Consider the following 26,119-nt stretch of genomic DNA (forward strand, 5'->3'; position numbering starts at 1 on the left):
GTATTAATTTACTGGTTCAGTTTCTTTTTTTTCTACTGGTTTTACTTTCCGCGGAGGAAAGTTCTCTTCGATGATGGCACCGGTTGGGCAAACCGCCACACACTTGCGGCACAGTTTACACTTGTCGGAATCAATGAATGCCAGGTTGTTTTCCATGGTAATGGCGTCAAACGGACATTCTTTGAAACATTTGCTACAACCAATACAAGCAACCTTGCAGGCTTTACGCGCAACTCCGCCTTTATCCTCGTTACGGCACGATACCACTACCTTGCGGTTCTTTGGCATCTTTTTGCGCAACTCGATAAGGCTTTTCGGACAAGCATCAACGCAGGCTCCGCAGGCCACACATTTATCGTCGATAATTTCCGGAATTCCGGTTTCGGGATGCATTACAATCGCATCGAAATCGCAGGCATCGAAACAGTCGCCGTAACCCAGGCAGCCAAACTGGCAACCGGTTTCGCCACTGTAAACCGATGACGCAATGGCGCAGGTTGTTGCTCCATTGAAACTACTGGTTTTTGGGCGGTTGTCGCAGGTTCCGTTACAACGAATGTAAGCTACACGCGGATCTTTTTTAACGGCCTCAAGACCAAGAATAGAAGCCACGTTGTTCATGGTTTCGTTTCCGCCAACCGGACAGTTTAAATCGCCCAAAGCACTGGCTTTAACACAGGCTTCGGCAAAAGCTCTACAACCTGCATAACCGCAACCTCCGCAGTTAGCTCCCGGCAATGCTTCGTCAACATCGTCGATGCGCGGATCTTCAACAACTTTGAATTTCTGTGCCACAAAATATAGAATTACCGCTGCTGCGGCGCCAATTACGGCTAATGTGACAATTGTATATACAACCGTGATACTCATGTTTTAATTGGTTTCTTCGAGTTCGAATTTCAATACTTTTTTTAATAAATGCCTAAAAAAATATAATGTTATATAGTATGGTACCAGAATGAAAAGTGATAGAAGGCCCGATTTTAGCTCGTCTCCGGTAACTTCGAGTGCAATGATTAAGGTGCCCAACACTACAAAAAACGGAATTACATAACCCCAGATAAGTGCTGTAAAACCTTTTGATTGTTTAAAAAGAATGGTAACCTCGTCGCCAACTTTGTAGTTGCCTTTATATTCGGTTACCTCAATTTCCTTGTCCTGGAAATCGGAAACCGAACATGCTCCCTGTGCGTGACACGTTGAGCAGGCCGATTGGCTTACAATATTCACAGTAAGCGAGGCGTTTTTTATTGCCTTAACAAATCCCTTATGTCGAATTGTAGATTCCGTAGCTGTAAATTTTGCTATTTGCAGATGGCAAAACTATATAATAAATTGAATCTCGATATGACAAAAAACTAATTTTTCTGAAAACGGGACTATTTATAAGTAGTCTAATTTAGATTGTCGAACGTTTCAATAATTGGTTCGAAAAAGTGCGGCGGTACGTTCTGAATTTAAGTTCAGATTTAAATTATAAAGTGGCCGTTAATGCTTGGTTTTGTGTAATTAAAGTGTCGTTTGCTTATTGCCTGTTGATCTTGTTTTAGCGAAAAATGCAACAAAAACTACTCTTCCTTTTTGGCTTCATCTTTCAACGAATCTACATCCCATGCACAATCGGTGTCGTGAATCGAGTAGTTTTTTTCGGCTTGTAGGGTTTCTTTTACCTGTTCTTCAAATCGGCGGGTTTCCTGAATGAATTTGCCCTGATCTTCTAACCAGTGACGGTACAATTCTTCGGTAACCTGGTCTTCGTGGTGTTTAAATGTTCGGGTGGCACGGTAAGCTTCGTATTTCGTGAAACCCAGTTCAACCAGTGCCGTATTTCCCAACTCGGCAGCCGAATGAAAGTTTTCCCGCTCGGCATTATTAATGTTCATATTCAGGTATTCAAACACGTGGAAGATGTCTTTGGCACGCGCCAGTATTTTTACATGCGGGTATTTTTTGCGCACAATTTCGGCCACTTTCAAGGCATTTTCGTGTTCGGCCATACTTAATATTAGCAGGCGTGCTTTTTCAATACCGGCTTTTTCGAGCATGGTAGGGCGGGTAATGTCGCCAAAATACAGTTTGAAACCATATTTACGCAGTGTTTCCACATTCGACGGATTGTTATCGAGGATGGTAACTTTAAATCCATTCGCTAATAAAATCCGGCCTACGGTTAATCCAAAGCGTCCGAATCCCGCCAGAATTACCGGCGTTTCTTCATCCTCAATCTCGTCGTATTCTAATTTGTTTTGCCAGCGCGCCAAAATCGGACTCACTGCTTTGTCGTTAAAAATTAGTAACAGTGGCGAAATGGCCATCGATAAGGTAACTACCAGTAATAACATTCCCGAAGTTTGCTCGTCGAAAAGTTTATTTTGTTTCGAGAAGGAGATGAGCACAAAAGCAAACTCGCTGGCTTGTGCGAGCAAAAAGGCAAAAAGAAATTCGAATCCCTTTTTTAGCCGGAATATCCTTCCTAAAATTAGGAGTACTACAAATTTTATAAATATCAGGAGTAGCACAAATCCAATAATTAACCAGGGATTTTCAATCAACAGGTTAAAATTTATACCGGCACCAACCGAAATGAAAAACAGGCCAAGTAGTAATCCTTTAAACGGATCGATGGTTGTTTCCAGTTCGTGACGGTATTCGCTATCGGCTAAAACAACACCGGCGATAAAGGTTCCCAATGCCGGAGAAAGCCCAATGGCATCCATGCCCAGCGCTATGCCAATTACCATAAGTAGTGCGAGCGCTACAAATACCTCGTGTAAACCGGTTTCGGCAACCAAACGAAAAATATGACGGGCTGCAAACCGACCAATGATTACCATAACGGTAATGGCGCCGATGATGATTAATAACTGTAACCATCCGGGAAGTTGCGCTACCTCGCCAATGCTTTGCATCGATGTTTCGGAAAGTGTGGCCGGAGTCCCAAGTGTTGCAATTAGAGGCAATAACGCAAGAATAGGAATAACCGCCATATCCTGAAATAGCAAGACCGAGAAGGCTGAACGACCCGCAATATTGCGCATTAATCCTTTTTCGCTTAAGGTCTGTAAAACAATTGCAGTTGATGAAAGTGCAAGTATGAGCCCGATGGCCACTGCCCGGTTTAGCTGGAAGTTAAAAAGCAGGGCAACGCCGGTAATTATTCCGGCAGTTAAAAGCACTTGCAAGCCTCCCAAACCGAAAATGTTACGCCGCATTTTCCATAAAAGTTTGGGCTCAAGTTCCAGTCCAATAATGAAAAGCATCAGCACAACTCCAAACTCGGCAAAGTGCATAACTTCTCCGGCTTCGTTACCTACCAATCCTAAAACAAATGGGCCAATAATAATTCCGGCAAGTAGGTAGCCCAACACCGAACCAAGACCCAGTTTTTTGGCAATTGGAACAGAAACCACAGCTGCACCAAGGTAAATTAAAGCGTTTAAAAAGAATTCCTGATTATGCATCGTGCTCAATTATTTCGTTCATGTATTCAATTGTATTTAATCGTTGGGCGTCGATCTTATTGTCGCGAAGCAACTCGATAACCGTTCGATAATCGTCGGCATGTTTTTTTATCTGTTCACTGTTTAATAAATGCGAACCGTGCACAACATAAGGCGGCAGGTATTTCATCCGGCAAAGATTGGCCGATTGAATATAAGGTGTCAAAAACTGGTTAATAGTGTACCTGTTTTTCCCTTCGGCGCTGTATACTTCTTTTCTTCCGCCGGTTGAAATACACGACATGGCCCACTTTCCCTGCAGCGCTCGACCGTTTGTTCCGTAGGCAAAATTGTGTTCCAATACCAGATCCATCCACTCCTTAATAATAGCCGGAGCGCTGTACCAGTAAAACGGGTGGTGCCAGATAATAATATCGTGCTCGGTCAGTAGTTTTTGCTCGGCAGGTACATCAATAAAAAAATCGGGGTACTTTTCATACAAATTATTAATGGTAACGCCCTCCAAGTCTTTAATCGCCTCCATCAGCGTTTTGTTGATGAGCGATTTTTGAAAAGCCGGATGTGCAAAAAGTATTAGTATTTTTTTCATTGGTAAATTCTGTTGCTAACTAAAAAATGGTGATTAAAAATATCAAACATTTTTCAGAGTGGCTAAGTTGTCAGGTACTAATATCAGCTTTTATCAGCAACTATAAAAGCATAAAAACCCGGAAAGTGAAAAAGTTTAGATTTTCTGTTCGAATTTTATATTCATTAATACAATCGTTTAATAAATGCCGTATTTACGTGTTTCGTTAATGTCGTTTATGTTATTTCACGCAAATGATATCAAAAAGTCATGAAACCGTTTCAGAAAACTTTGTAATTTTGCCGCTGATTTAAAGGACAGATATGACAGATATTAAGCTTAACACAATTCCTGAAGCCATTGCTGCCATTCAGAAAGGTGAAATGGTAATTGTTGTTGATGATGAAGATCGTGAGAATGAAGGTGATTTAATTGTTGCCTCTGAATTGATCACCACCGAAATTGTAAATTTTATGGCTTCGCAGGCTCGGGGTCTTATTTGTGTATCGTTAACAGAGGAACGTTGCAAGGAGCTGGAGCTTGAGTTGATGGTGGGTAAAAACACCTCTGCCAACGAAACGGCTTTTACCGTTTCGGTTGATGCGATACATCCTGAAGTTACTACAGGTATTTCGGCCGCCGACCGTGCAATTACCATTAAAATGCTGGTTGACGGAAAAACCCGCCCGGAACAATTGGGTCGTCCGGGACATATTTTTCCTTTAAAAGCAATGGAGCGTGGTGTGTTGCGTAGAACCGGACACACCGAAGCCGCTGTTGACCTGGCTCGTTTAGCAGGTTTAAAACCATCTGGAGTTCTGGTTGAAATTATGAACGAGGATGGAACAATGGCGCGTTTGCCTCAATTGTATGAGTTCGCTCAAAAACATAATCTGAAGCTGGTTACCATTAAAGACCTGATTTCGTTCCTTTTCCAGAGCGAAAGTTTAATTGAAAGGGGAGAAGAAGTTGCTTTGCCAACCGATTACGGCGATTTCAGAATTATTCCTTTCCGTCAGAAATCGAATGGAGCCGAGCATGTTGCGCTAATAAAAGGCGAATGGGAGCCAAACGAACCAATCCTGGCTCGCGTGCATTCGTCGTGTATGACTGGCGATATTTTTGGCTCGATGCGTTGCGAATGTGGCGACCAGTTGCATGCTTCAATGGAAATGATTGAAAAAGCCGGTAAAGGTGTTATTGTATACATGATGCAGGAAGGCCGTGGTATTGGTTTGCTCAATAAAATTGCTGCCTACAAATTACAAGATCAGGGACTGGATACTGTTGAAGCGAATATTCATCTTGGTTTTAAAGCCGATGAGCGCGATTATGGTGTTGGTGCTCAGATTTTAAGTAATTTGGGTGTTACAAAAATGCGATTGCTTACCAACAACCCGGTAAAACGTGTTGGTTTGGAAGGTTATGGTTTGGAAGTAACCGATATCGTTCCGATTGAAATTGCGCCGAACGAGCACAACCAGCGTTACATGAAAACCAAGCGCGACCGAATGGGGCATCATCTCAGAAAATTTAACTACGACAAATAAATTCAGACTTTGTAAAAAATTTATAAAGTTGTCTTGATAGATGAAATTTCATGATTAGATTTGTAGCATAAATCTAATCTATGAAACATCTGTTTGTACTCATTTTTTTGGTTCTGGCAGTGGCAATCAACGCTGCCGAAAAAGGATCACAGCCCAACATTATTTTTATTATTACTGACCAGCAACGCGCCGATGCACTGGGATGCATGGGTAATGCAGCGGTAATATCACCTAATATCGATAAGCTTGCTGAGACCGGGGCTACCTTTGTAAATGCCTATTCGTCGGTGCCCAGTTGTACGCCGGCTCGTGCAGGTTTGCTTACCGGTTTGTCGCCATGGCATCACGGAATGTTAGGCTACGGCCGTGTAGCTCGTAAATACAAATACGAAATGCCACGCATGCTTCGCGAAGCCGGTTATTACACTTTTGGTATTGGTAAAATGCACTGGTTTCCACAGAAAGCTTTACATGGATTTCACGGAACTTTGGTGGATGAAAGTGGCCGCGTTGAGCAGGATGGATTTGTTAGCGATTACCGCGATTGGTTTAAGTTGCAGGCTCCGGGCGAAGATCCTGACAAAACAGGAATTGGTTGGAACGAACACCGCTCAGGTGTTTACCAGCTCGATGAAAATCTGCACCCATCCTACTGGACCGGTCAAACAGCGGTTGAGTTAATAGAAAATTTCAATCAGGATAAACCACTTTTCTTAAAAGTATCATTTGCACGTCCACACAGTCCGTACGATCCGCCGCAACGTTTTCTCGATATGTATAAAGATGCTCCGATTCCGGCGCCGTATCTAGGTGACTGGGATGAAAAGTACGAAGGTGTTGCAGGTGATAAAGAAGCTGCTTTTGGCGATTTTGGTGTTGAACATGCCATTGAAAGCCGTCGACATTATTATGCCAACATAACTTTTATTGATGAAATGGTTGGAAAGATCATTCAAACCCTAAAAGATAAGGGGATGTATGAAAATACACTTATTTGTTTCACTTCCGACCATGGCGACATGCTGGGTGACCACTACCACTGGCGAAAAACTTATGCCTACGAAGGCTCGTCGAATATTCCTTTTATTGTGAAATGGCCCGAATCGCTTGAAGGGAAATTGGCGCCCGGATCGAAATTGGAACACGTTACTGAACTACGCGATTTCCTTCCAACATTTTTAGATGCTGCCGGAGAAGAAATTCCTGATGATATGGATGGTTTATCCGTTTTGGAGTTGATAAAAAATCCGCAAACAGCATGGCGAAACTACATCGACCTTGAACATGCAACAACATACAGCGATGAGAACTACTGGTGTGCTTTAACTAATGGCACCTGGAAATATATCTGGTTTTTCAGAACCGGGCAAGAGCAGCTTTTTAACCTGAAGTCGGATCCCGGGGAGCAAAACGATCTGTCTTCTTCAAATTCAGCAGAAATAGAAAACTGGCGCCAAAAGATGGTCGATCATTTAAGCGAAAGGGGAGAAGGTTTTGTAAAAGATGGGAAACTTGTTCAGCGATCAGAGACTTTGTTGTACAGCCCGAACTTTCCGAAGGATGATCGTACATCAAATGAGTTGATCAAAGATTGGAGACTGGAATATAAAGGAGTGGACGAAAACTAAAACCTAATTATGAAAAAACTACAATACCTTATAATATTACTTGTTTTGTTCTCGGCATGCAAAACGGAGAAAGCAAAAGAGGAGCAACGCCCCAATATTTTATTTATTCTGAGTGACGACCATACTTCTCAGGCTTGGGGAGTTTATGGCGGAATTTTAAAAGATGTGGTTCACACGCCAAATATCAGTCGATTGGCCGACGAAGGTGTTGTACTCGACAATTGTTTTTGCACCAATTCCATTTGTACGCCAAGTCGCGCAGCCATTTTAACGGGGCGTTACAGTCAGCACAACGGTGTTTACACGCTAGCTGATGCCTTGTCGCCCGACAGTATGAACATTGCCAAGGTTTTGCAGAAAAACGGCTATCAAACGGCAATAATTGGCAAGTGGCATTTGAAAACACAGCCTGCAGGTTTCGATTATTTTAATGTGCTGCCGGGGCAGGGGCGTTACTGGGACCCGATTCTAAAAACAAAAGAAAATTGGGGAGACGGTTACGGCGGCGGAAAAGAATACAAAGGTTTTTCGAGCGACGTAATTTCGCAGTTGGGAATCGACTGGATGAAAAACAGCGACAAAACAAAACCGTTTATGCTGATGTGCAATTTTAAGGCCACGCACGAGCCATTTGATTTTCCCGATCGCTTCAAGCACTTATTGGATAGCGTGGAAATTCCTGAGCCCGAATCATTGTATGATGCCGGACCCCAAACAACAGGCAGAACTTTCTCCGGGCAAACTCTTGAATCGTTGCGCGACCGATATTTGGAGAATACGCGTAATGCCGATTACTGGGCACAATACCCCGAATTGCCATTTTCGATTGACGGTTTAAATGAGAAAGAGCAGCGACAGAAAACCTATCAAAAGCTGGTAAAAGATTTTATTCGTAGTGGCGCCGCCCTCGATGATAACATTGGAAAACTTCTTAATTATCTGGACGAATCCGGATTGGCTGAAAACACAGTGGTTATTTACACAGCCGACCAGGGATATTTTTTGGGAGAGCACGGATTTTTTGATAAACGCCTGATTTACGAAGAATCGCTTCGTATGCCGTTTGTAATTCGCTATCCGAAAGAATTGAACGGTGGAAACAGGATCGACGATATTATTCTAAATATTGATTTTGCGGCTTTACTAGCCGATTATGCAGGTGTTGAAACTCCCGAATTTGTAGAAGGAGAAAGTTTCCGTGAGAACCTGAAAGGCAACACTCCTGAAAACTGGAGAACCTCGATGTATTACCGTTACTGGTTGCATTTGGTAAAACGGCCGGGGCATTTTGGCATCCGAAACGAACGTTACAAACTGGCATTTTTTTATGGCCAGGGATTAGGGATGAAAGGTGCGGAAGAACAAACTACCGAACCTGCCTGGGAATTCTACGATTTACAGAAAGATCCGAAAGAACTGCACAATGCATACGCCGATCCGGAATATGCAAGCATCATAAGTCAAATGAAAGAGGATCTGCTCAGATTGCGCGATCAATACGACGATACCGATGAAAAATATCCGGTAATGCAAAACATTCTGGCTAACTATTGGTTGGAGTAGTGCAAATTCACAATACAGAAAACGAAACCATTTTAGCCACTTTGTCGAGGGAAAAACATCAGTTATCTATTTTGTTTTGTGAACGGAAAGAAATCCTTACATTTAATTACATTTTAAAACTCAAATAATATGGATGGAAAAACAAAAGCAATTGTTGCGCACATTACCTGGGTGGGCTGGATTATCGCACTGGTTTTAAACTCGAGTGACAGAGATGAACTGGCAAGTTATTATATTAGGCAAACATTGGGCATCTGGCTATTTTCGGCAGTTATTTCTTTTATTCCTGTAGTAAATATTTTTGGCTGGATTATAACTTTCGTGTTCTGGGTAATAAGTTTGATTGGTGCAATTAACGGCGAACAAAAAGAAGTTCCCTGGGTAGGAAGCTATTTTCAGGATTGGTTTAAAGGCATTTAATTCATAAATTATATTGCATAAAAAAGACAGGTTTTTGGCCTGTCTTTTTTTATGCTTAACTATCGTCGTTATTTCCCCGGTTCCGATCGCGGTATTTACGGAACATGTAAATTCGAAATTCATATTCCGCTTTGTAAAGTTTTATAACTTTTAGCGGTGGTAAAATTTTCAGAAATTCTTCGTTGTATTTCTCTCTTACCTCAGCCTCCGTTTTTCCGATCGCAACATGTTCGCGGGTTAGTTTTGTCAACTCCTTATTCGACAGGTTTTCATCCACATTCCGAACCTTATCTTCCAGCTCGTGGCGTTTCTGCTGAAATTCGCCCATTTCTTTTTCCATTTGATTATAAACCGGCCAAAACTTTTGCGCTTCTTCCGGAGTGAAATCAAGATTTGTGGTGAAAAAGGCTACCTTTTCGTTGCGGTAACGTTCCCAGCGATCGTTGTTGTCGTTGTTATTTCTGTTGTCTTGTGCTGTTGCCTGTGATTGGGAAAAGATCAACAATCCTAGTATTAGTACTGTAAATAGCTGTCTCATTTTACTCTACTCTTGGGTATATTCAAAAATTTCGTATGCGCTAAAATTGGAGCTAACGTATGCAATTAAGTCATCGTCGCTAAATGTTTCGTCGTTATCGTCGTTACTCAGTAATGAGAAGAATGACGATTCGTCGAGACCCTCCAAAATAGAATGCATTTCATTATCGGAATAGTTCGCTGAAGCCGTAGTTTCAATAACCTGTTCCTGTGGGATAAAAGTTTTTATTGGTATATATACCAGCATGAATATGATAGCAAAACTGGCAGCAAGACCAAGTGCAGGTTTTAAAATCGTAATAATTTTAAATTCCTTTTTGTCGGCCACATTTTTTTCCGCTTCAATTTGCATTTGTATGCGTGCGGAAAAATCGTCGAAATAATGCTTCGGAGTGCCAAAGGCGTTCTCCTTCTTCATTTTCGACAAATTTGGTGCTATGTTCTTTAATTCTTCCATTGCGGCATTTTAACTATTGACTATATCTTATTTAAAAGGTTTAAAAACAAACTATTAATCTGTGCTTTTTAAGTAATCTTCAATTTTTTTGGCTGCATGATGATAAGATGCTTTTAACGCTCCAACCGATGTGTCGAGGATTTCAGACATTTCATCGTATTTCAAATCATCAAAATATTTCATATTAAAAACAATACGTTGCTTCTCCGGTAAACGCAAAATTGCTTTCTGAAGTTTTAACTGAATTTCATCTCCTTCGAAATAAGGATCGGAAGTAAGATTATCCATTAAAAACTCGCTGGCATCGTTCATCGGCATAAAGCTCTTTTTCTTTTTCGAATTGATAAACGTTATCGATTCGTTGGTGGCAATGCGGTATAACCACGTAAAAAGGCTCGACTCTTCGCGAAAATTATCGATGCTGCGCCACACTTTTAAAAAGGTATTCTGCAAAACATCATCGGCATCGTCATGGTTCATCACAATTTTTCGGATATGCCAATACAATCGCTCCTGGTAAGTGGTTACCAGCTGATGAAAAGCAAGATCGCGCTTGTTTACATCCTTTAGTTCGGCGATGATATTTTTATCAGTCCCTTGCATGAAGCTACCAATCAGACATTATCTGCCGGTAAAGGTTTAAAAAATTTTCAGATTCTGAAGTTTAATCCTTCTTCTTTTAATTTGTTGTAAACATCAAGATCGAACGAATACAGTTTTGCCGCCCGGTGTGCAACGTTGGTTTGTTTTTCGCCGGTATCGATCAGCAATCCCATATTCTGAATTTTCTTTCTGAAATTGCGCGTGTCGAGCGTGGTATCCAGAATTACTTCGTACAAGGTCTGCAGTTCGGTAAGTGTAAATTTGTCGGGTAACATCTGAAATCCAACCGGATGATATTTTACCTCGGCACGTAATTTTTTCAAAGCTTCTCCGATAATTAGTTCATGGTCGAAAACCAGTTTCGGAAGTTTATCGATTTCGAACCAGTTTAGCACTTTTGCCATTTCTGACTGGCGCAAATCGTGATATTCCGGGTTGATAATGGCGTAATAGGCTGTGGTTAAAACGCGCGAGAAAGGTACACGTTTTACTTTTCCGAAAGTTTTTACCTGGTTGAGGTAGACATTTTCGAGGCCCGTACTTTTCGATAAAATAAACTTGGCGTACTCGTCAATGTCTTCTTCTTCGGGTAAGTGAGATCCAATTAAACCCCAATAATTTTGTTCGGTATGCATTGGGTTTTCGGTAAACAGGACTTCAACGTCCTCGTAGTTGTCTTTTTCGCTAAAAAAACGCTTGGCAACTTCCGAATCCGATTGCCAAAGAAGAACACAAAGTTTGTTGTCTTTAAAGCCGAAAATTACACAGTCAATTGATAGATGTCGTAGTATCATAAGTTAAATGTTTACACAAATGTAATTACTGATTTTATAAAAAACGAATATTCACCTTGTAAAATATACAATAAGCCCCGTTTTATTAACGAAAAAGTATGCTAAAACATCAATCTTAAAATAGCAAAAAAAAATTACCTTTGCACCGCAATTTTTAAATAAGTAAAATGGCTTTGAAATGTGGTATTGTTGGTTTGCCAAATGTCGGAAAATCAACACTGTTTAATTGTTTGTCGAGTGCAAAAGCACAATCAGCAAATTTCCCTTTTTGTACAATCGAACCCAACTTAGGGGTGATAACTGTGCCCGATGATAGATTAACAAAATTAGAGGAATTGGTAAAACCGCAACGAGTGGTTCCAACAACGGTTGAAATTGTTGATATCGCCGGTTTGGTTCGCGGGGCAAGTAAAGGAGAAGGTTTAGGTAACAAATTCCTTGGTAATATTCGCGAAACCGATGCGATTATTCACGTGTTGCGTTGTTTCGAAAACGAAAATATTACGCACGTCGACGAAACAATCAATCCGGTGCGCGACAAGGAAACCATTGATATTGAACTTCAGTTGAAAGACCTGGAGACCGTTGAAAGCCGCATTGCTAAAGTTGAAAAACAGGCACGTACCGGAAACGATCCGGAAGCCAAACGTATGTTCCGCATCCTTTCGAAATACAAAGAGGTTTTGATGGAAGGAAAATCGGCACGTACTGTTGAGGTTGATCCGTCGGATGCAGCAGCTGTAAAAAGCCTTGAATTGCTGACAAACAAACCTATTCTGTATGTTTGTAATGTTGACGAACCTGCCGTTATTAAAGGAAATGCACACGTTGAAGCAGTAAAAGAAGCCATTAAAGATGAGAATTCGGAAATGCTGATGATTGCAGCAGCAACCGAAGCCGATATTGCCGAACTGGATGATTTTGAGGAGCGCCAAATGTTTTTGGACGACCTTGGATTGAAAGAAGCCGGCGTAAGCAAACTGATTAAATCAGCCTACAAATTGCTTCAGCTGGAAACCTATTTTACAGCCGGAGTAAAAGAAGTGCGCGCATGGACTTACCACAAAGGAAGTAAAGCACCACAGGCAGCGGGAGTGATCCACTCTGATTTTGAGAAAGGATTTATTCGTGCCGAGGTGATCAAATACAACGACTTTGTAACTTTAGGATCGGAGCTGGCTTGTAAAGAAGCTGGTAAAATGTCGATCGAAGGAAAAGAATACGTCGTAACCGATGGCGATATAATGCACTTCAGGTTTAATGTATAAAAAAGCCTGAAGTCAGAAGACCGAAGTTCGAAGAAAAATAAAAGGCGTGAAAGTAAATCTTTCACGCCTTTTATTTTTTCCTTCTTCTTGGAAGGTTACGGAGCGTCTTACTTTTGTGGTTGTACGTCGCTCATATCTTTTACAATACCGTTTTTGTCAACTTTAATTACAACATCTTTCGAAATTTCCAGTTGTATTACTGTTTCCTCAATCTTTACTACTTTTCCGTAAATACCACCGGTTGTAACTACTTTGTCGCCTTTTTGTAAGCTCTCGCGAAACTTACGTGTTTCTTTTTGGCGTTTTACCTGTGGGCGGATCATAAAAAAGTAAAATACTACGATGATCAGCAACAATGGCAAAAAGCTCATTAAAGGATTGGCATCAGCACCTTCTTGTGGCTGCATCATTAATAAAATCGAATTCAACATATCACTAATTTTTAATATTTAATATCAATAAGTTCGTTATCAACTTGGGCAAAAATAGCTAAATGTTTTAATTCTTTGCTATTTCCAAGTACTTCAATTGTTTTGTATTCTCGTCCAACCAATCCGGCGGTGTTAAATTCAACTTCAATTAAAGTGGTTTCTCCTGGTTTTACCGGTTGTTCGTTAAAATGTGTTGTTACGCAGCCACAGTCGGTTTCAAGGCTTTCAATTATAAAATCGCTATCGCCGGTATTCGTTAAAACAAAGGTGTGTAAAACAATTTCGCCGGCTTTTAACTGCCCAAAATTATGAACGGCTTCATCAACTGAAATTTCGGTTGGAGCCAATTTTTCAGTCGTTTGTTTTTGATCGTTACTATTGCCTTTGTTGGCTTCGCACGAAACCAAAACAATAATCAAAAATATGAAAGCCAGTTTGTGCATTATTCGCCAATCAATCCGCGTCCTTCTTTACTGATTTTTTCGGTACGTTTTAAGTCTTTCAGCGTTTTATCCAGAATTCCGTTGATAAAATTGCGGCTTTTTTCGGTGCTGTAAAACTTCGACAGTTCGATGTATTCGTTCAACGACACTTTTGTTGGAATCGTCGGGAAATACAGGAACTCGGTAATTGCCAGTTGCATAATCAGAATGTCCATAAAAGCAATGCGTTCCACATCCCAGTTACGCGAATGTTCTTTAATCAATTCGCGCAGCTCATCGTGATTGATGATTGATTTACGCAAAAGATCTTTAGTAAAATCGCGGTCTTCCTGGTCTTTAAACATCGGCATAAGCGACTGCTCCGAATCGGAAAGTTCGTTGAAACGACGCAGCGTTTTCGAGATCATCGAAATTACAAACTCCACATCATCGTTCCAGTAAATGCTTTGTTCTTCGAGAACCATATACAGATCTTCCGAAATAAGGATGATCTTATTGAAAAGTTTCTCAATGAACTTGCGGTCGTTCAGGTACGAACGATTTTTGTCGGCCATGTACTCTTCGTAAATATCCGACTCAATCATCATCAGGTACAATTCCTTAATTAGCTCCGGATGATCTTTCCAGCTCAGTTTTTTCTGATCCACATAAGTATTCAGTTTGTTGTTGTTACGCAACTGCTGAATAACCTGGTTGGTAATAAACTTGGTGTTGGGATTCAGATCTTCGTGTGTTGGCTGATGTTTATTTCTTCTGATTTCGATACGGCCCTCTGCATAATCTGCAATTTCGGGTACCAGCGCCAGCAGGTAGTGGTAAAGGTCGTAAGCTTTGTGGATACAAAAGAACAGTTCTTTCTCTGTGTTGTTGATCGATTTCTCGTCGGTGGAGTAATAGGCGTACAATACTTGTAAGACCTTTGTGCGGATAATCCTTCTGCTAATCATTTTTAATGAACTTCGTATAATTTCGGTGCAAAATTACATCTTTTTTTGAATCCCTGCACAGAAAAGAATGCAAATGAACTACGTTATTTTAATGTGAAGAGAGGGAACGCTGATGACGTTGATTTTGCGGATTTGCGCTGATTAAAAGTAATACCTTAATTCCTGCTTTGATTATTATTTTGGCTGATCATCATCTTTGTGGTCGTCACTTTGAGTAAAAGTTGATTCTGAAAAAACTATTTCTCCGGTGTTGTCGGTAAAATCATCATCCTCGTCATCGTCGGGTTCATCTTCCCAATCGAATTTCTCGCGCCTGACGATGTATTTCCGGTAATAAAAGGCCAGTGCCACGCCAAATATGGCTCCCGATAAATGGCCTTCCCACGAAATTTCGGGACGAATGGGCAGCAGTCCCCAAACCAGTCCGCCATAAAGAAAAACCACAATTGCTGAAAGGGTTAACAAACGCACATCGGAGCGAATAATTCCGCTAACAAAATGAAAGGCAGCCAATGCATAAACAACACCGCTGGCGCCAATGTGCCAGGCTTCGCGCCCCATAATCCAGGTGCTGATACCCGATAAAATATACAGCAGGAAAAAGATGCGGTACGAAATGCGGCGGTAAAAATAAATGAGCATAAAACCCAGTATAAAAAACGGCAGCGAATTGGAAATTAAGTGGCTAAAATCGGAGTGAATAAAAGGGGAGAAGAGAATTCCTTGCAGCCCGTTTATGTGCCGCGGGAAAATGCCAAATTCCACAAAACTCAATCCTGAGGTTAGCTCTATTATTTTCACCATCCATAAGAGCATAACAAAGATGGCCGGAAACAGGAGGCTGTGGAAAAAGATCTTTTTCTCCATCTCCGGATCCAGGTATTGCGGGTTGCTCGGATAGTATCGAAATAGTGGCATTTATGTATTTACATTAAATAATTTCTCTATATGAAGAGAACCGACAAATTGAGTTGTCATTTCGACGAAGAATGAGGAGAAATCTCCCTCAATTGAAACAGATTTCTCAGTCGTGCCTCCTTCGAAATGACAGAAAATTATTTCAGCAACTCTTTAATCAACTTCACGAAATCATAAATTTCATCTTCAGTAGTGTCAAACGATGTCATCCAGCGCACTTCCGACAACATTTCGTCCCACATATAAAAGAAGAAACGTTCGCGCAGCGGCTCAATAATTTCTTTCGGAACGATAGCAAAAATACCATTTGCCGAAACCGGTTGTGTAATTTTTATCTCCGGAATTTTGGCTACTTCAGCTTCCAGTAACTTCGCCATTTTATTCGAGTGCGATGCCGTTTCTTTCCAAAGGTCGTTTTCCAGGTAGGCAATAAACTGTGCACCTACAAAACGCATTTTCGAGTACAACTGCATGCTTTGTTTGCGCAGGTACTTGGTTTGTTTTGTCAACTCCGGATTAAAAAACAGGACTGCTTCTCCCATCATCATTCCGTTTTTTGTACCACCAAACGACAGCACGTCAACACCACAATCTACCGTAAACTCACGAAAATCCATATCGAGCGCAACGGCAGCATTGGCAATTCGGGCGCCGTCCATATGCAAATACATGTTGTGTTTATGCGCGAGCTCTGCCAGTGTTCTTATTTCTTCGGGCGTGTAGGCTGTTCCCATCTCAGTTACCTGCGAAATGGAAATTACTTTGGGCTGCGAGTGATGTTCAAAATCAAAACCTTTAAAATGGGGCAGTACGGCTTCGGGCGTAACTTTTCCGTTTACCGGCTCCACCGGAATGAGTTTGCAGCCGGTGAATTTTTCCGGCGCACCACACTCGTCTTCCTGAATATGCGCCGTTTCGGCACAAATTACCGAATTAAAACTTTGGGTAAGCGTTGATAAACTCAACACATTGGCACCGGTGCCGTTAAAAACAAAAAATACCTCGGTGGCGGCACCAAACTTCTCTTTGAAAATATCGATGGCTTTAGCCGTAAACGGGTCGTTGCCATAACCCACAACGTGTCCTTGGTTGGCGGCTTCCATGGCTTTTAAAATAGCCGGATGAACGCCTGAATTATTATCGCTTGCAAATCCTTTAAACATATCGTTGAATTCTCTAAAAGCTGACCGCTGCAAATTCGCTGATTCGCTACTTCCAACGAAGTTTATGGAAATTCAATCAGTCGGAATCGGGTAGCAACTTTGCAGAATCAGTTGGTTTATTTGTAACTTTAACTAAAATTATCGTACGAATTAAGCAAGAAAAAATTTAATATTATATGGATCAGCCAATTCCTTTAGCTCAAAAGATTTATTTTCTTGGTATTCATCCTGAAAAAGGAGGAATTCGTTCGGGATCAGTCTCGGCAATGCATTTTGTGGTTATTGGCACACTGCTGATGGATTTGTACCTGGAGAAGAAAATTAAATTTGAAGGAAAGAAGGTAGTAGTGCTTTCTACGAAATCGGATAACGAATTGCATCGGTTTGTGCTTGGGAAAATGAGTCAGGCAAAATCGCCCAAAAAGATTTCAACCTGGATTAGTAAACTCAATTATTCGCAAAAATATATCCGAAGCGAAGTGCAAAAAGGATTGGTTGCAAAACGACTGATACGATTGGAAGATAAAAGTTTCTTGTTTTTCAAATGGAAGAAACCGGTTGTTTTGAACAAGCAGGTGATGTACCGATTGATTTCCGAAATTGATAACCAGATTTTTAAAGGCACAACAGCCGAAGATGAATTGATCTTTCTGTCGTTTTTAGAATCTGCTGCCATATTGCGAATCATCTATCAAGATCGTAAAAAGCGGAAACAAGCCCGCGAAAGACTAAAACAAATGATGGTTAAAAACAGGGTGTCGGGTGCAGTTGCCGATGCTATTGCCGCGTCGCAAGCCATTGCTGCATCGGTGGCTGTTACTGCAGCTGCCAGTTCGGTTGCAACAAGTTAAATTCGTATCATGGAAAAGCTGAAAAAGATAGTACTAATCATTTCCGGACCGGTTGTTTTGTTTGTCGAACTGGTGGCCTTGTTCATTCATTTGTTTACGCCCGTTAACACCCGTCCGTGGCTAATTGGTGGACTGATCGTATTTTTTGTGGTTTTCATTCCGCTTTATTCATATGAATATTTCAGACAGGAATTTGGCAAAACGGACAAATCGATCAGCTTTAATAAACACAAAAGCCGCACCGAGTGGCGGGGTGGGAATATCCACGGAAAAGTACCAACAAAATCAAAAGCTCCCGGAAAGTATTTTAACAAAAATTCTACTCGTTAAGCCAGTTAATTATTTTGTCGCTTAACGGACTCTTAGGTGGTCCTACAAAATCAACCACTTTTCCTTCTTCGTCAATCATAAACTTTTGAAAATTCCACCAGACTTTTGCATCCAGCACCCCATTTTCTTCACTGCTCATTAACCAACGATAAACCGGAGGGGGATCGTCTTTTATCGAGATTTTTTCCATCAGTGTAAAACTGATCGGGTATTGCTCGCAAAATGTTTTTATCGTTTCGTTGTCGCCCGGTTCCTGCTTGCCAAAGTCGTTACACGGAAAAGCAACAATCTCAAAATCATCGCCGCCATATTCTTCGTAAAGTTCCTGCAGCTTTTCGTACTGAGGTGTTAACATACACTCCGATGCCGTATTTACAATCAGCACTTTTTTGCCTTTTAGGCTCGAAAAATGTAAAGTGTCGCCATCAATTGTCTGGGCCGAAAAGTCGTACAATGTTTTATATTGGGCCACAACCGAAGTGGTGCAAAAGAGCAGAACGAAAAAGATATATTTTCTCATAATTAGTAAGCTTTTCACTATCAAACCGTTCTAAAAATAACAGTTTCGATGTTAATAAAAAAACGCTGCTAAAAAGGCATATTTAATTATCTTTGGTCAACTTCTAAAGTGACTATGGAGAATTTTATTGTATCAGCACGAAAATACAGACCGGACTCGTTTCAGACGGTTGTTGCACAAGCATCGATTACCAACACGCTAAAGAATGCCATTAAAAGCAATCAGTTGGCGCATGCCTACTTGTTTTGCGGGCCGCGTGGTGTGGGGAAAACTACTTGTGCGCGTATTTTTGCTAAAACAATAAACTGCACGAACCTTACCGACGATACCGAAGCTTGCAACGAATGCGAGTCGTGTACTTCGTTTAACAGTAGTCGTTCGTTTAATATTCACGAATTAGATGCCGCCTCGAATAACTCGGTTGACGATATCCGAAACCTGACCGACCAGGTGCGTGTACCGCCTCAAATGGGGAAGTACAGCGTGTACATCATCGATGAGGTTCACATGTTGTCGTCGCAAGCTTTTAACGCTTTCCTGAAAACACTGGAAGAGCCGCCAAAACATGCCATTTTTATATTGGCAACTACCGAAAAACATAAGATTATTCCAACCATTCTTTCGCGTTGTCAGATTTTTGATTTTAACCGGATTGGCGTTGCTGATATTTCGGAGCATTTGGAATATGTAGCCAAAAGCGAAAGTGTTGAAGTGGAAGGCGAAGGATTGAATATTATTGCGCAAAAAGCCGATGGTGCCATGCGTGATGCACTTTCAATTTTCGACCAGATCGTAAGTTTCTCGGGGAAAAAGATCACCTACCAGGATGTAATTACCAACCTGAATGTGTTGGACTACGATTACTATTTCCGTTTGGTTGATGAGTTCCTGAAAAACAATGTAACCGAGGTAATGGTGATTTTTAATGATATCCTGAACCACGGTTTTGACGGACATCATTTTATTACCGGGCTGAGTAGCCATTTCCGAGATTTGCTGGTTTGCAAAGATGCGGTAACAATACAACTGCTGGAAGTTGGTGGCGATATTAAAGAACGCTACCGCTCGCAGGCTGCAGCTACCGAAAGCGACTTTTTGCTCGATGCAATGCAAATTGCCAACACCTGCGATATACAGTACAAAACGAGCCAAAACAAACGTCTGCTCATTGAGCTGGCATTGATTCGGATAGCACAGCTAACCTTAAAAAAAAAATAGCTGAAGGTCAGGATGACATTCTTGAGCCTATTTTTTCGGGCAAAGATCTGCCCGACGAAAAGCTTGCAGCTCAACCCAAAAGTCAGCCGGTAAAATCGCCTCAACAACAAAATACTCAAACGGAACAAGCGGTAAGTTCTGCTCCGGCAACTCCACCAAAAAGATTAGTAAAACGTTTAAGTCGCGGGCTGGGAACAACCTCGATAAAAAGAGCGCTGAAAGGCGACTTTGGCGATGAGAAAAAACAAATGTCGTCGAAAGAGCAGTTTGATCTTTATTCAAAGGCAGACGAAACAGAATCGTTTACTGCCGAGCAGTTGGAAGAAAAGTGGAAAGAATTTTTGCCGCGTTTGGATGATCGCCCGAGTTTGAAAGCCACTTTGTCGATTTTGCCTACTATTCAGGAAGACTGGACTTTGTTGCTGGAAGTTGATAACCGGATTCAGGATGAGTTGCTGGTAAATATAAAACCAGAATTAGTTTCGTACCTGCGAAAAGAATTGCGCAACTCGAATATCAACCTAAAAACAGTGGTTTCGGATATTAAGCGCGAGAAAGTGATTTATTCAGATATTGAAAAGTACCAGGAAATGGCTAAAAAGAATCCAAACCTGGCCTTGCTGAAACGGACTTTAAACCTCGACTTTTAATCGAAATTCAGGGAGAAAGGCGCTTTATTTTCCAATCGTTTTCAACCAGCTCGTAAACAATACGGTCGTGGAGGCGGCTTTCGCGACCTTGCCAAAATTCCATTTTTACAGGACGTACAAGATAGCCGCCCCAATTCTCGGGGCATTCAGGATGGTCGCCTTGTAAAGCATTTTGCAACGATTTAAACTGTTCTTCCAGTTTGCTGCGTGATGTTAATACGGCGCTCTGAGCCGAAGCACAAGCTGCAATCTGGCTTTCCAATGGGCGAGAATTAAAGTACTGTGCCGAAGCTTCTCTTGATACCTTTTCTGCAACACCATCAATGCGCACTTGGCGCTCCAGTTCCGGCCAAAAGAAATGTAGCCCAACTTTATTGTTGCTTTCAATGGCTTTTCCTTTTTGGCTGTCGTAATTCGTGAAGAAAGTAAAACCGTCAGCCGAGATATCTTTTAGCAGCACAATTCGCGATTGTGGAAAACCACCGGCTTCGGCGGTAATCAGACTCATGGCCGAAAAATCGTTTACGTTGGCTTGTTGCGCGTCGTTTATCCAGCCTTTAAACTGATCGATGGGCGATGCAGCTACACTTTGTTTGGTTAAAGCTGCGTATCGGTATTCTCTTCTTATGCTATCTAGTTTCATTGTCCTATGCGGTTTCTATTCGCGTAATTATGCCTAAAATTGTTTGCAGCATAACGACAAACGCCCTGTTTTGTTTACATGTTTTCCATCTACTGAACCATTTATTTATCGCGTTGTTCTAAAATAAAAGACAACTATGTCTTTTAAGTTAGTTAGATAACCTGTCTTCAACCGGCAGGACTACAAAACCGTTTTAACTTTAAATTATAGCCGTATGAAAAAATTAGCTTTTATTTTAGGAATTCTTTTGAGTGTGAATGTTGCTTTTGCCGGAGACGGAAAACAATTGGCAATAGGCGATAAAGCTGTTCACACCGATGTAAAAATGAAAGATGTATCAGGAACCGAAATATCATTAAGTGATGCCGCTGAGGAAAATGGACTTTTGGTGATGTTTTCGTGTAATACTTGCCCATTTGTTATGGCCTGGGAAGACCGTTTTAACGAGGTGAAAGAGTGGGCCGATAACAATGATGTTGGAATGATCGTGTTGAACTCGAATTATCAGAAACGCGACGGAGCTGACAGTTTCGATGAGATGAAAAAGAAGGCTGAAGCCGAAGGATACAACTTTAATTACGTGGTAGACAAAGAAAGTAAAATTGCCAATGCTTTTGGTGGGCAGACAACGCCGCATGTGTTTTTATTTGATGGCGATATGAAACTGGCTTACAAAGGGGCAATTGATGATAACTACAAAGATGCTGAAGGCGTTAAACAAGCGTATTTAAAAGAAGCGCTTGTAAGTTTAGGGAATGACAAAAACATTGCCATTGCCGAAACAAAACCTTTAGGTTGCGGGATTAAGCGTAAAGTAGACTAGTTTAAGCTTTGATTATTTAATAAGGCAACTCTCATCTGTAACGGATGGGAGTTTTTTTATTTCTCGAAGAAACTGAAATTTACTTTTCCGTAAGTTCGCAGCTCTTTAAAACAGTCGTGCGACGAGAAATCAAATTCTTTCGGGTGTTCCAGAATAAAAACTCCTTCAGGTGCCAAAATATCTGTATTCAAAACAGCATCCGGCACTTCTTTAAACTTTGGATGATCGAATGGCGGGTCGGCAAAAATAATATTGAAGCTATCGGGTGTTTTTTGTACAAACTTAAATGCATCGGCTTTAAAAACCTTCGCATTATCAATTTTAAGGGCCTCTATTACTTCCAAAATAAATTTATAGTGAGGAAAGTGCGTTTCAACCAACGTGGCGCTTAAACAGCCTCTGCTTAAGAATTCGTAGCCCATACTTCCCGTTCCCGAAAAAAGATCCAATACATTCTTATTCGAAAACTCATAACGGTTTTCAAGAATATTGAACAAGCTCTCTTTTGCAATGTCGGTTGTTGGCCGGGCTTTAAATTTCTTGCCCGGATGAAAAATCCTTCCTTTAAATGTACCTCCGATAATTCTCATATGAACTACAAAAATAGACTAATATTTTTTGTAATAAGCGCTTTGTCGATAAAAGGCGGAAATGCAATGCCGGCTTTTATTGGTGCCGATTGCGGGAAATGCTTTTGAAGTACAGCCTCCAGCCCGGCGTGGGCTTGTGTATTTCCAGCGTATTGCACCTTAATATCTTTTGCCGAAATACCAAACTGGCGCAGAACCGTAAGTACAAAATAAACCACATCGTTCGGATGTTTAAAACTGAAGTTGTTGATCAGTTTTAATTCGTTTTGATTGTACAGTGCCAATGAAAAATGATCGGTATCGAAAAGGAGCAGAAGTTTTGAGTCGGCTTCTGAAATATCGGTTTGCTCAATAATTCGATGTAGCGGATGAATGATTTGTGCTGAAGGCAATCGTTTGTTTATTGCCTGCTGAAAACTTTCAGGAATTGCAAAAAGTAATTCTCCCTCAAGTTGGGCAATTTTGTTGTTGATCCAGCTTGTCTGCTCGTTCTGTTCAAAAAGCAGGGGAGTAATGTCTTCGTCAATCCGGTTCTGAAACAGCTGTTCAGGAACCAAGGTGAAATTTTGGGAATGGTAAACGAGAAATATTTTCTCAAAGTTGTTCTGAAGAATGGTTTCCTCGGCAAACAACGATTCGAAATGCCTCGCCAATAAGTTCTCGTTACTTATTTTTAGCGAAATGTCTTTAAAATAGAGTAGTTTGTTTTGATTGGGGCAAACAATAGAAAAAGAAAATCCATTCAGGCTAGCCTGAATGGATAATATTTTTTCGCCGGAAGTTTCCGATTGAAACGTTTCGTCTACAAATTCATGCATGGTTTATTCCCAGTTACCCGCATTATTGTTTGTCTCAACCAACGATCCAACTTTTAAACCCGGGTATTTTTCGTTTGTTCTGCGCTGATCGTTCAGATTGATGATCAATTGTTCATCTAAACCTCTTAAAACAACGTTGTTATGTACTTTTGCTTCAAAAACAGGAACCTTAATACCAGAACCGGTAGTAATGATTGTAGCTCCCAGGTGGAACTCTGTTGGCTCGCCAGGAACAGGAACGTAACGCAAACTGTTTGCATCGTAGTTACCACCGAAAAGTGCGTCGATAACTCCAACTTTTACAGTATCACGAATGATAAGTCCCATTTCAATCGCTTTTTTCTCAGTAATTTTAGCTTCGATCATACTGTCAGTCAATTCGCCGATAGCTCTTACGTTTCTAACCGAGTCGTGTGTTACAAAAGAGATCAAAGTATCCCAACTTCCTGTAAACTGGCCATAAATATCTTTGTAGGCCAATTCAGCTTTACGAATATCTTTTAACTTTGCAACAGTTGCTTCGTAGCGCACATCTTTTGCTTTATCAAATTCTATTGGGCGCTGAATACTTTGGTAGATTAAATAAGTAAGCACAACGGCTACAAGGAAAAGTACAATCTGAATTACGGTTCTCATTTTTATTTTTTTATAAGTTCATTTTTCGTTTGCCTGCAAATTTAAAAAAAAAAATAAATTAGCTTCTTTTACCTTCTGTTATTTTAGCTGGTATGATCAAAAAACACTTAAAAGCCATATTAACCGAGAAATTGGGCTTCCCGCCAACAAAATGTCAAACGCGTTTAATCGACACTTTGGCTGAATTTATCTCCGTCGCTGAGCCCGATCGGATAATGTTGATTAAAGGCTATGCCGGAACGGGAAAAACAACCATGCTTTATTCGTTGACACAATGTTTGCTATCCCTCAAAATTCGTTCCGTTTTAATGGCGCCAACCGGACGTGCAGCAAAAGTTATGGCTTCTTACTCCGGAATGTCGGCTTTTACCATCCATAAAAAAATATACCGACAGCAGTCAGCATCCGATGGAATGGGGCGTTTTGTGTTGAATAAAAACTTGTACAAGAACACCTATTTTATTGTTGATGAGGCTTCAATGATATCGAACGAAATGAGTGAGAATGCTGTTTTTGGGAGCGGACGTTTACTCGATGATTTACTCCAATACGTTTATTCGGGCGAGAATTGTCACCTTGTTTTAGTTGGCGATACCGCACAGTTAACGCCTGTAGGATTAAATATAAGCCCTGCACTTGAAGCTTTTAGTTTGGAACAATATGGATTTTCGGTTTCCGAAGTGGAACTGAAAGAAGTAGTTCGCCAGGCAGAAGGTTCGGGCGTTTTAACCAATGCTACCGAAATGCGAAACCTTATTGCCGAGCAGCACTACGAAGGATTTTTCCCGATCGATACAGAAAATTTTCCTGATGTTGAGCGTATTTCGGGAGGTGATTTGATTGAAACAATTTCGTCGTGTTACGATAAATATGGTTTTTTCGATACAACTGTGGTTACCCGGTCGAATAAACGTGCCAATCTTTTTAATAAAGGAATTCGTGGCTCCATTCTTTACAAGGAGAATGAAATTGAGCGGGGCGATTTAGTGATGGTCGTAAAAAACAACTATTTCTGGCCCGGCGAGGATGATAAACTTGATTTTATTGCCAACGGCGATATTGCCGAAATCATATCGATTTACGGATACGAAGAATTGTACGGATTCCGGTTTGCTGATGTGTGTTTGCGTTTTGTTGACTACGAAGATGTTGAACTCGACTGTAAAATCTTTTTGGAAACGCTGAGCATTGAAACAGCATCTTTTTCTTCAGAGCGGAACCGCGAGTTATTCAATGCCGTTTCTGAAGATTACCTCGACATTCGGAATAAAAAGGAGCGTTGGAAAAAGATTAAGGAGAATCCGTATTTTAATGCTTTGCAGGTAAAATATGCCTATGCCTTAACTTGCCATAAAGCGCAGGGCGGGCAGTGGAAAGCTGTTTTTGTCGATCATGGTTACCTGGTGGAAGACATGCTGGACACCGAGTATTACCGTTGGTTATACACGGCTTTTACGCGGCCAACTGAAAAATTGTATTTGGTAAATTTCGATAAAGGATTTTTTGATGGGGAAGAAGGAAGTTAGATCATGTACTTTTTCCCTTCTATTGCCAGTTCTGTATTCTTAAAAACTTCCCGGGCCTCGGTTTTAAAGTCCTCTAAATTTTTAAAACGGCTTGAAAAATGACCGATCAGTAGTTTTGACGCCTTGCTTAATTTTGCCATTTCTGCTGCCTGGCGTGCAGTGGAGTGGAGAGTTTTTCCAGCCAAATCTTTTAGCTCTTCCAAAAATGTAGCTTCGTGGTACAATAAATCAACGCCTTCAATTATTTCTGCAAGGGGCGGATGAAAAGCCGTGTCGGTGCAAAATGCATACGATTTTGGTTTTGGTGGCGGAGTCGTCAGCTTTTCGTTTGGAATTAATCTTCCGTCTTCCGTTTCAAAATCGGCTCCTGCTTTAATATCCTTAATTTTTGCAAGAGGGATATTGTAGGCCTTAATCATTTCCTTTTTAATATTGGCTTGTTTGGGCTTTTCACGGAACAGGAAACCTACAGTTGGAATGCTGTGTTTTACCGGAAACGAAAGTACTTCGATGTTTTTATTCTCGAATACTGTTTGTGGTTTTTTCAGGTTTAGCGGATGAAAAATGGGTTTTATGCTCATTTCTCCGCGAATAAAATCGAGTTGAGGCTGTATGAGCGTTTTTAATTCCGATGGGGCATAAATGTGCACATCGCTTTTTACCCCCAGCAGATTCATAGTCGATAACAAACCAATTAATCCGTAATAATGGTCGCCATGTAAATGCGAAATAAAAATATGCCTGATTTTGCTGAAACTGATCT

The 26,119-nt window shown here is 41.0% G+C and carries 30 protein-coding genes; 11 read left to right on the forward strand and 19 right to left on the reverse strand.

Going from position 1 to position 26,119, the window contains the following annotated elements:
• Nucleotides 1-3: 3 nt before the first annotated feature.
• The 4 genes from QZ576_RS19360 to QZ576_RS19375 all read right to left on the reverse strand — a co-directional run bounded on the left by QZ576_RS19360 (nt 4) and on the right by QZ576_RS19375 (nt 4,050).
• Complete coding sequence (locus QZ576_RS19360; RefSeq protein WP_297100212.1) at nt 4-870, reverse strand: Fe-S cluster domain-containing protein; 867 nt, start codon at nt 868-870, stop codon at nt 4-6.
• Nucleotides 871-873: 3 nt separating this feature from the next.
• Nucleotides 874-1,314, reverse strand: a complete 441-nt coding sequence (locus tag QZ576_RS19365) for a SoxR reducing system RseC family protein (RefSeq protein WP_367270508.1) — start codon at nt 1,312-1,314, stop codon at nt 874-876.
• Between the two features lie 254 nt (nt 1,315-1,568).
• On the reverse strand, nt 1,569-3,461 hold the full coding sequence (locus QZ576_RS19370) for a monovalent cation:proton antiporter-2 (CPA2) family protein (protein ID WP_297100215.1): 1,893 nt from the start codon (nt 3,459-3,461) through the stop codon (nt 1,569-1,571).
• Nucleotides 3,454-4,050: an NAD(P)H-dependent oxidoreductase gene (locus tag QZ576_RS19375; protein ID WP_297100217.1), complete on the reverse strand. Its 597-nt coding sequence runs from the start codon at nt 4,048-4,050 to the stop codon at nt 3,454-3,456. Before QZ576_RS19375 ends, QZ576_RS19370 begins: the two co-directional genes overlap by 8 nt.
• Before the next feature lie 302 nt (nt 4,051-4,352).
• Here QZ576_RS19375 and QZ576_RS19380 point away from each other — a divergent pair, with 302 nt between their 5' ends.
• The 4 genes from QZ576_RS19380 to QZ576_RS19395 all read left to right on the forward strand — a co-directional run bounded on the left by QZ576_RS19380 (nt 4,353) and on the right by QZ576_RS19395 (nt 9,190).
• Nucleotides 4,353-5,579 carry a bifunctional 3,4-dihydroxy-2-butanone-4-phosphate synthase/GTP cyclohydrolase II gene (locus QZ576_RS19380; RefSeq protein ID WP_297100220.1) on the forward strand — a complete coding sequence of 409 codons (1,227 nt, stop codon included), beginning with the start codon at nt 4,353-4,355 and terminating at the stop codon, nt 5,577-5,579.
• An 80-nt stretch (nt 5,580-5,659) separates the two neighbouring features.
• Nucleotides 5,660-7,207 carry an arylsulfatase gene (locus tag QZ576_RS19385; RefSeq protein ID WP_297100223.1) on the forward strand — a complete coding sequence of 516 codons (1,548 nt, stop codon included), beginning with the start codon at nt 5,660-5,662 and terminating at the stop codon, nt 7,205-7,207.
• A gap of 9 nt (nt 7,208-7,216) precedes the next feature.
• Complete coding sequence (locus tag QZ576_RS19390; RefSeq protein ID WP_297100226.1) at nt 7,217-8,770, forward strand: sulfatase; 1,554 nt, start codon at nt 7,217-7,219, stop codon at nt 8,768-8,770.
• Nucleotides 8,771-8,899: 129 nt separating this feature from the next.
• Nucleotides 8,900-9,190, forward strand: a complete 291-nt coding sequence (locus QZ576_RS19395) for a hypothetical protein (RefSeq protein ID WP_297100229.1) — start codon at nt 8,900-8,902, stop codon at nt 9,188-9,190.
• A gap of 55 nt (nt 9,191-9,245) precedes the next feature.
• Here the strand turns inward: QZ576_RS19395 and QZ576_RS19400 are convergent, their stop codons facing one another.
• From QZ576_RS19400 to QZ576_RS19415, 4 genes are all read right to left on the reverse strand, one after another.
• Nucleotides 9,246-9,728, reverse strand: coding sequence for a hypothetical protein (locus QZ576_RS19400; RefSeq protein WP_297100232.1), 483 nt, complete (start codon nt 9,726-9,728; stop codon nt 9,246-9,248).
• Nucleotides 9,729-9,734: 6 nt separating this feature from the next.
• Nucleotides 9,735-10,145 (reverse strand): hypothetical protein, encoded by a 411-nt coding sequence (locus QZ576_RS19405; protein WP_297100236.1) that lies wholly within the window; start codon nt 10,143-10,145, stop codon nt 9,735-9,737.
• 93 nt (nt 10,146-10,238) lie between these two features.
• The gene (locus QZ576_RS19410) at nt 10,239-10,787 is read right to left on the reverse strand and encodes an RNA polymerase sigma factor (protein WP_297100239.1); all 549 of its coding nucleotides are present in this window, start codon (nt 10,785-10,787) and stop codon (nt 10,239-10,241) included.
• 47 nt (nt 10,788-10,834) lie between these two features.
• The gene (locus QZ576_RS19415) at nt 10,835-11,581 is read right to left on the reverse strand and encodes a hypothetical protein (RefSeq protein WP_297100242.1); all 747 of its coding nucleotides are present in this window, start codon (nt 11,579-11,581) and stop codon (nt 10,835-10,837) included.
• Between the two features lie 167 nt (nt 11,582-11,748).
• Here QZ576_RS19415 and ychF point away from each other — a divergent pair, with 167 nt between their 5' ends.
• On the forward strand, nt 11,749-12,849 hold the full coding sequence (gene ychF / locus QZ576_RS19420; protein ID WP_297100244.1) for a redox-regulated ATPase YchF: 1,101 nt from the start codon (nt 11,749-11,751) through the stop codon (nt 12,847-12,849).
• 107 nt (nt 12,850-12,956) lie between these two features.
• On the opposite strand, the gene yajC is transcribed toward ychF, so the two are convergent.
• The 5 genes from yajC to QZ576_RS19445 form a co-directional block, all read right to left on the reverse strand.
• Entirely contained in the window at nt 12,957-13,280 is a 324-nt protein-coding gene (yajC, locus tag QZ576_RS19425) for a preprotein translocase subunit YajC (RefSeq protein ID WP_297100247.1), read from the reverse strand.
• A gap of 11 nt (nt 13,281-13,291) precedes the next feature.
• On the reverse strand, nt 13,292-13,723 hold the full coding sequence (locus QZ576_RS19430; RefSeq protein WP_297100250.1) for a DUF1573 domain-containing protein: 432 nt from the start codon (nt 13,721-13,723) through the stop codon (nt 13,292-13,294).
• The gene (gene nusB, locus QZ576_RS19435; RefSeq protein WP_297100252.1) at nt 13,723-14,670 is read right to left on the reverse strand and encodes a transcription antitermination factor NusB; all 948 of its coding nucleotides are present in this window, start codon (nt 14,668-14,670) and stop codon (nt 13,723-13,725) included. The genes QZ576_RS19430 and nusB overlap by 1 nt, the downstream gene beginning before the upstream one ends.
• Before the next feature lie 174 nt (nt 14,671-14,844).
• Complete coding sequence (locus QZ576_RS19440) at nt 14,845-15,588, reverse strand: rhomboid family intramembrane serine protease (protein WP_297100255.1); 744 nt, start codon at nt 15,586-15,588, stop codon at nt 14,845-14,847.
• Between the two features lie 137 nt (nt 15,589-15,725).
• On the reverse strand, nt 15,726-16,751 hold the full coding sequence (locus QZ576_RS19445; protein WP_297100258.1) for a low specificity L-threonine aldolase: 1,026 nt from the start codon (nt 16,749-16,751) through the stop codon (nt 15,726-15,728).
• A 176-nt stretch (nt 16,752-16,927) separates the two neighbouring features.
• Between QZ576_RS19445 and QZ576_RS19450 the strand changes: the two genes are divergently transcribed.
• Nucleotides 16,928-17,602 carry a GPP34 family phosphoprotein gene (locus tag QZ576_RS19450; protein WP_297100261.1) on the forward strand — a complete coding sequence of 225 codons (675 nt, stop codon included), beginning with the start codon at nt 16,928-16,930 and terminating at the stop codon, nt 17,600-17,602.
• A gap of 9 nt (nt 17,603-17,611) precedes the next feature.
• Nucleotides 17,612-17,932, forward strand: coding sequence for a hypothetical protein (locus QZ576_RS19455; protein ID WP_297100262.1), 321 nt, complete (start codon nt 17,612-17,614; stop codon nt 17,930-17,932).
• Here QZ576_RS19455 and QZ576_RS19460 read toward each other — a convergent pair.
• Nucleotides 17,922-18,452 carry a glutathione peroxidase gene (locus QZ576_RS19460; protein WP_297100265.1) on the reverse strand — a complete coding sequence of 177 codons (531 nt, stop codon included), beginning with the start codon at nt 18,450-18,452 and terminating at the stop codon, nt 17,922-17,924. The two genes, QZ576_RS19455 and QZ576_RS19460, sit on opposite strands and share 11 nt — an antisense overlap.
• A gap of 114 nt (nt 18,453-18,566) precedes the next feature.
• On the opposite strand from QZ576_RS19460, the gene QZ576_RS19465 reads away from it, so the two are divergent.
• Both QZ576_RS19465 and QZ576_RS19470 read left to right on the forward strand, forming a co-directional pair.
• Nucleotides 18,567-19,670, forward strand: a complete 1,104-nt coding sequence (locus QZ576_RS19465; RefSeq protein WP_297100267.1) for a DNA polymerase III subunit gamma/tau — start codon at nt 18,567-18,569, stop codon at nt 19,668-19,670.
• A gap of 248 nt (nt 19,671-19,918) precedes the next feature.
• Nucleotides 19,919-20,320 (forward strand): hypothetical protein, encoded by a 402-nt coding sequence (locus tag QZ576_RS19470; protein ID WP_297100271.1) that lies wholly within the window; start codon nt 19,919-19,921, stop codon nt 20,318-20,320.
• Nucleotides 20,321-20,327: 7 nt separating this feature from the next.
• Here the strand turns inward: QZ576_RS19470 and pdxH are convergent, their stop codons facing one another.
• Nucleotides 20,328-20,963 carry a pyridoxamine 5'-phosphate oxidase gene (pdxH, locus tag QZ576_RS19475; protein WP_297100274.1) on the reverse strand — a complete coding sequence of 212 codons (636 nt, stop codon included), beginning with the start codon at nt 20,961-20,963 and terminating at the stop codon, nt 20,328-20,330.
• Nucleotides 20,964-21,177: 214 nt separating this feature from the next.
• Between pdxH and QZ576_RS19480 the strand changes: the two genes are divergently transcribed.
• Nucleotides 21,178-21,786, forward strand: a complete 609-nt coding sequence (locus tag QZ576_RS19480) for a redoxin domain-containing protein (RefSeq protein ID WP_297100277.1) — start codon at nt 21,178-21,180, stop codon at nt 21,784-21,786.
• A gap of 56 nt (nt 21,787-21,842) precedes the next feature.
• On the opposite strand, the gene rsmD is transcribed toward QZ576_RS19480, so the two are convergent.
• The 3 genes from rsmD to QZ576_RS19495 are packed head-to-tail and all read right to left on the reverse strand — an operon-like array spanning nt 21,843 to nt 23,830.
• A complete protein-coding gene (gene rsmD, locus QZ576_RS19485) occupies nt 21,843-22,376 on the reverse strand; it encodes a 16S rRNA (guanine(966)-N(2))-methyltransferase RsmD (protein WP_297100280.1) in 534 nt (177 codons plus the stop codon).
• A gap of 5 nt (nt 22,377-22,381) precedes the next feature.
• Nucleotides 22,382-23,194 (reverse strand): DUF3822 family protein, encoded by an 813-nt coding sequence (locus tag QZ576_RS19490; protein ID WP_297100283.1) that lies wholly within the window; start codon nt 23,192-23,194, stop codon nt 22,382-22,384.
• Between the two features lie 3 nt (nt 23,195-23,197).
• A complete protein-coding gene (locus tag QZ576_RS19495; protein WP_297100285.1) occupies nt 23,198-23,830 on the reverse strand; it encodes a hypothetical protein in 633 nt (210 codons plus the stop codon).
• A 92-nt stretch (nt 23,831-23,922) separates the two neighbouring features.
• Here QZ576_RS19495 and QZ576_RS19500 point away from each other — a divergent pair, with 92 nt between their 5' ends.
• Complete coding sequence (locus tag QZ576_RS19500; protein WP_297100288.1) at nt 23,923-25,356, forward strand: ATP-dependent RecD-like DNA helicase; 1,434 nt, start codon at nt 23,923-23,925, stop codon at nt 25,354-25,356.
• On the opposite strand, the gene QZ576_RS19505 is transcribed toward QZ576_RS19500, so the two are convergent.
• The coding region (locus tag QZ576_RS19505) for a ribonuclease Z (protein ID WP_297100290.1) at nt 25,353-26,119 on the reverse strand (767 nt) is incomplete at its 5' end. The genes QZ576_RS19500 and QZ576_RS19505 overlap by 4 nt on opposite strands.

It is taken from the genome of uncultured Draconibacterium sp. (genome assembly GCF_913060805.1).
Classification (GTDB): Bacteria; Bacteroidota; Bacteroidia; order Bacteroidales; family Prolixibacteraceae; genus Draconibacterium.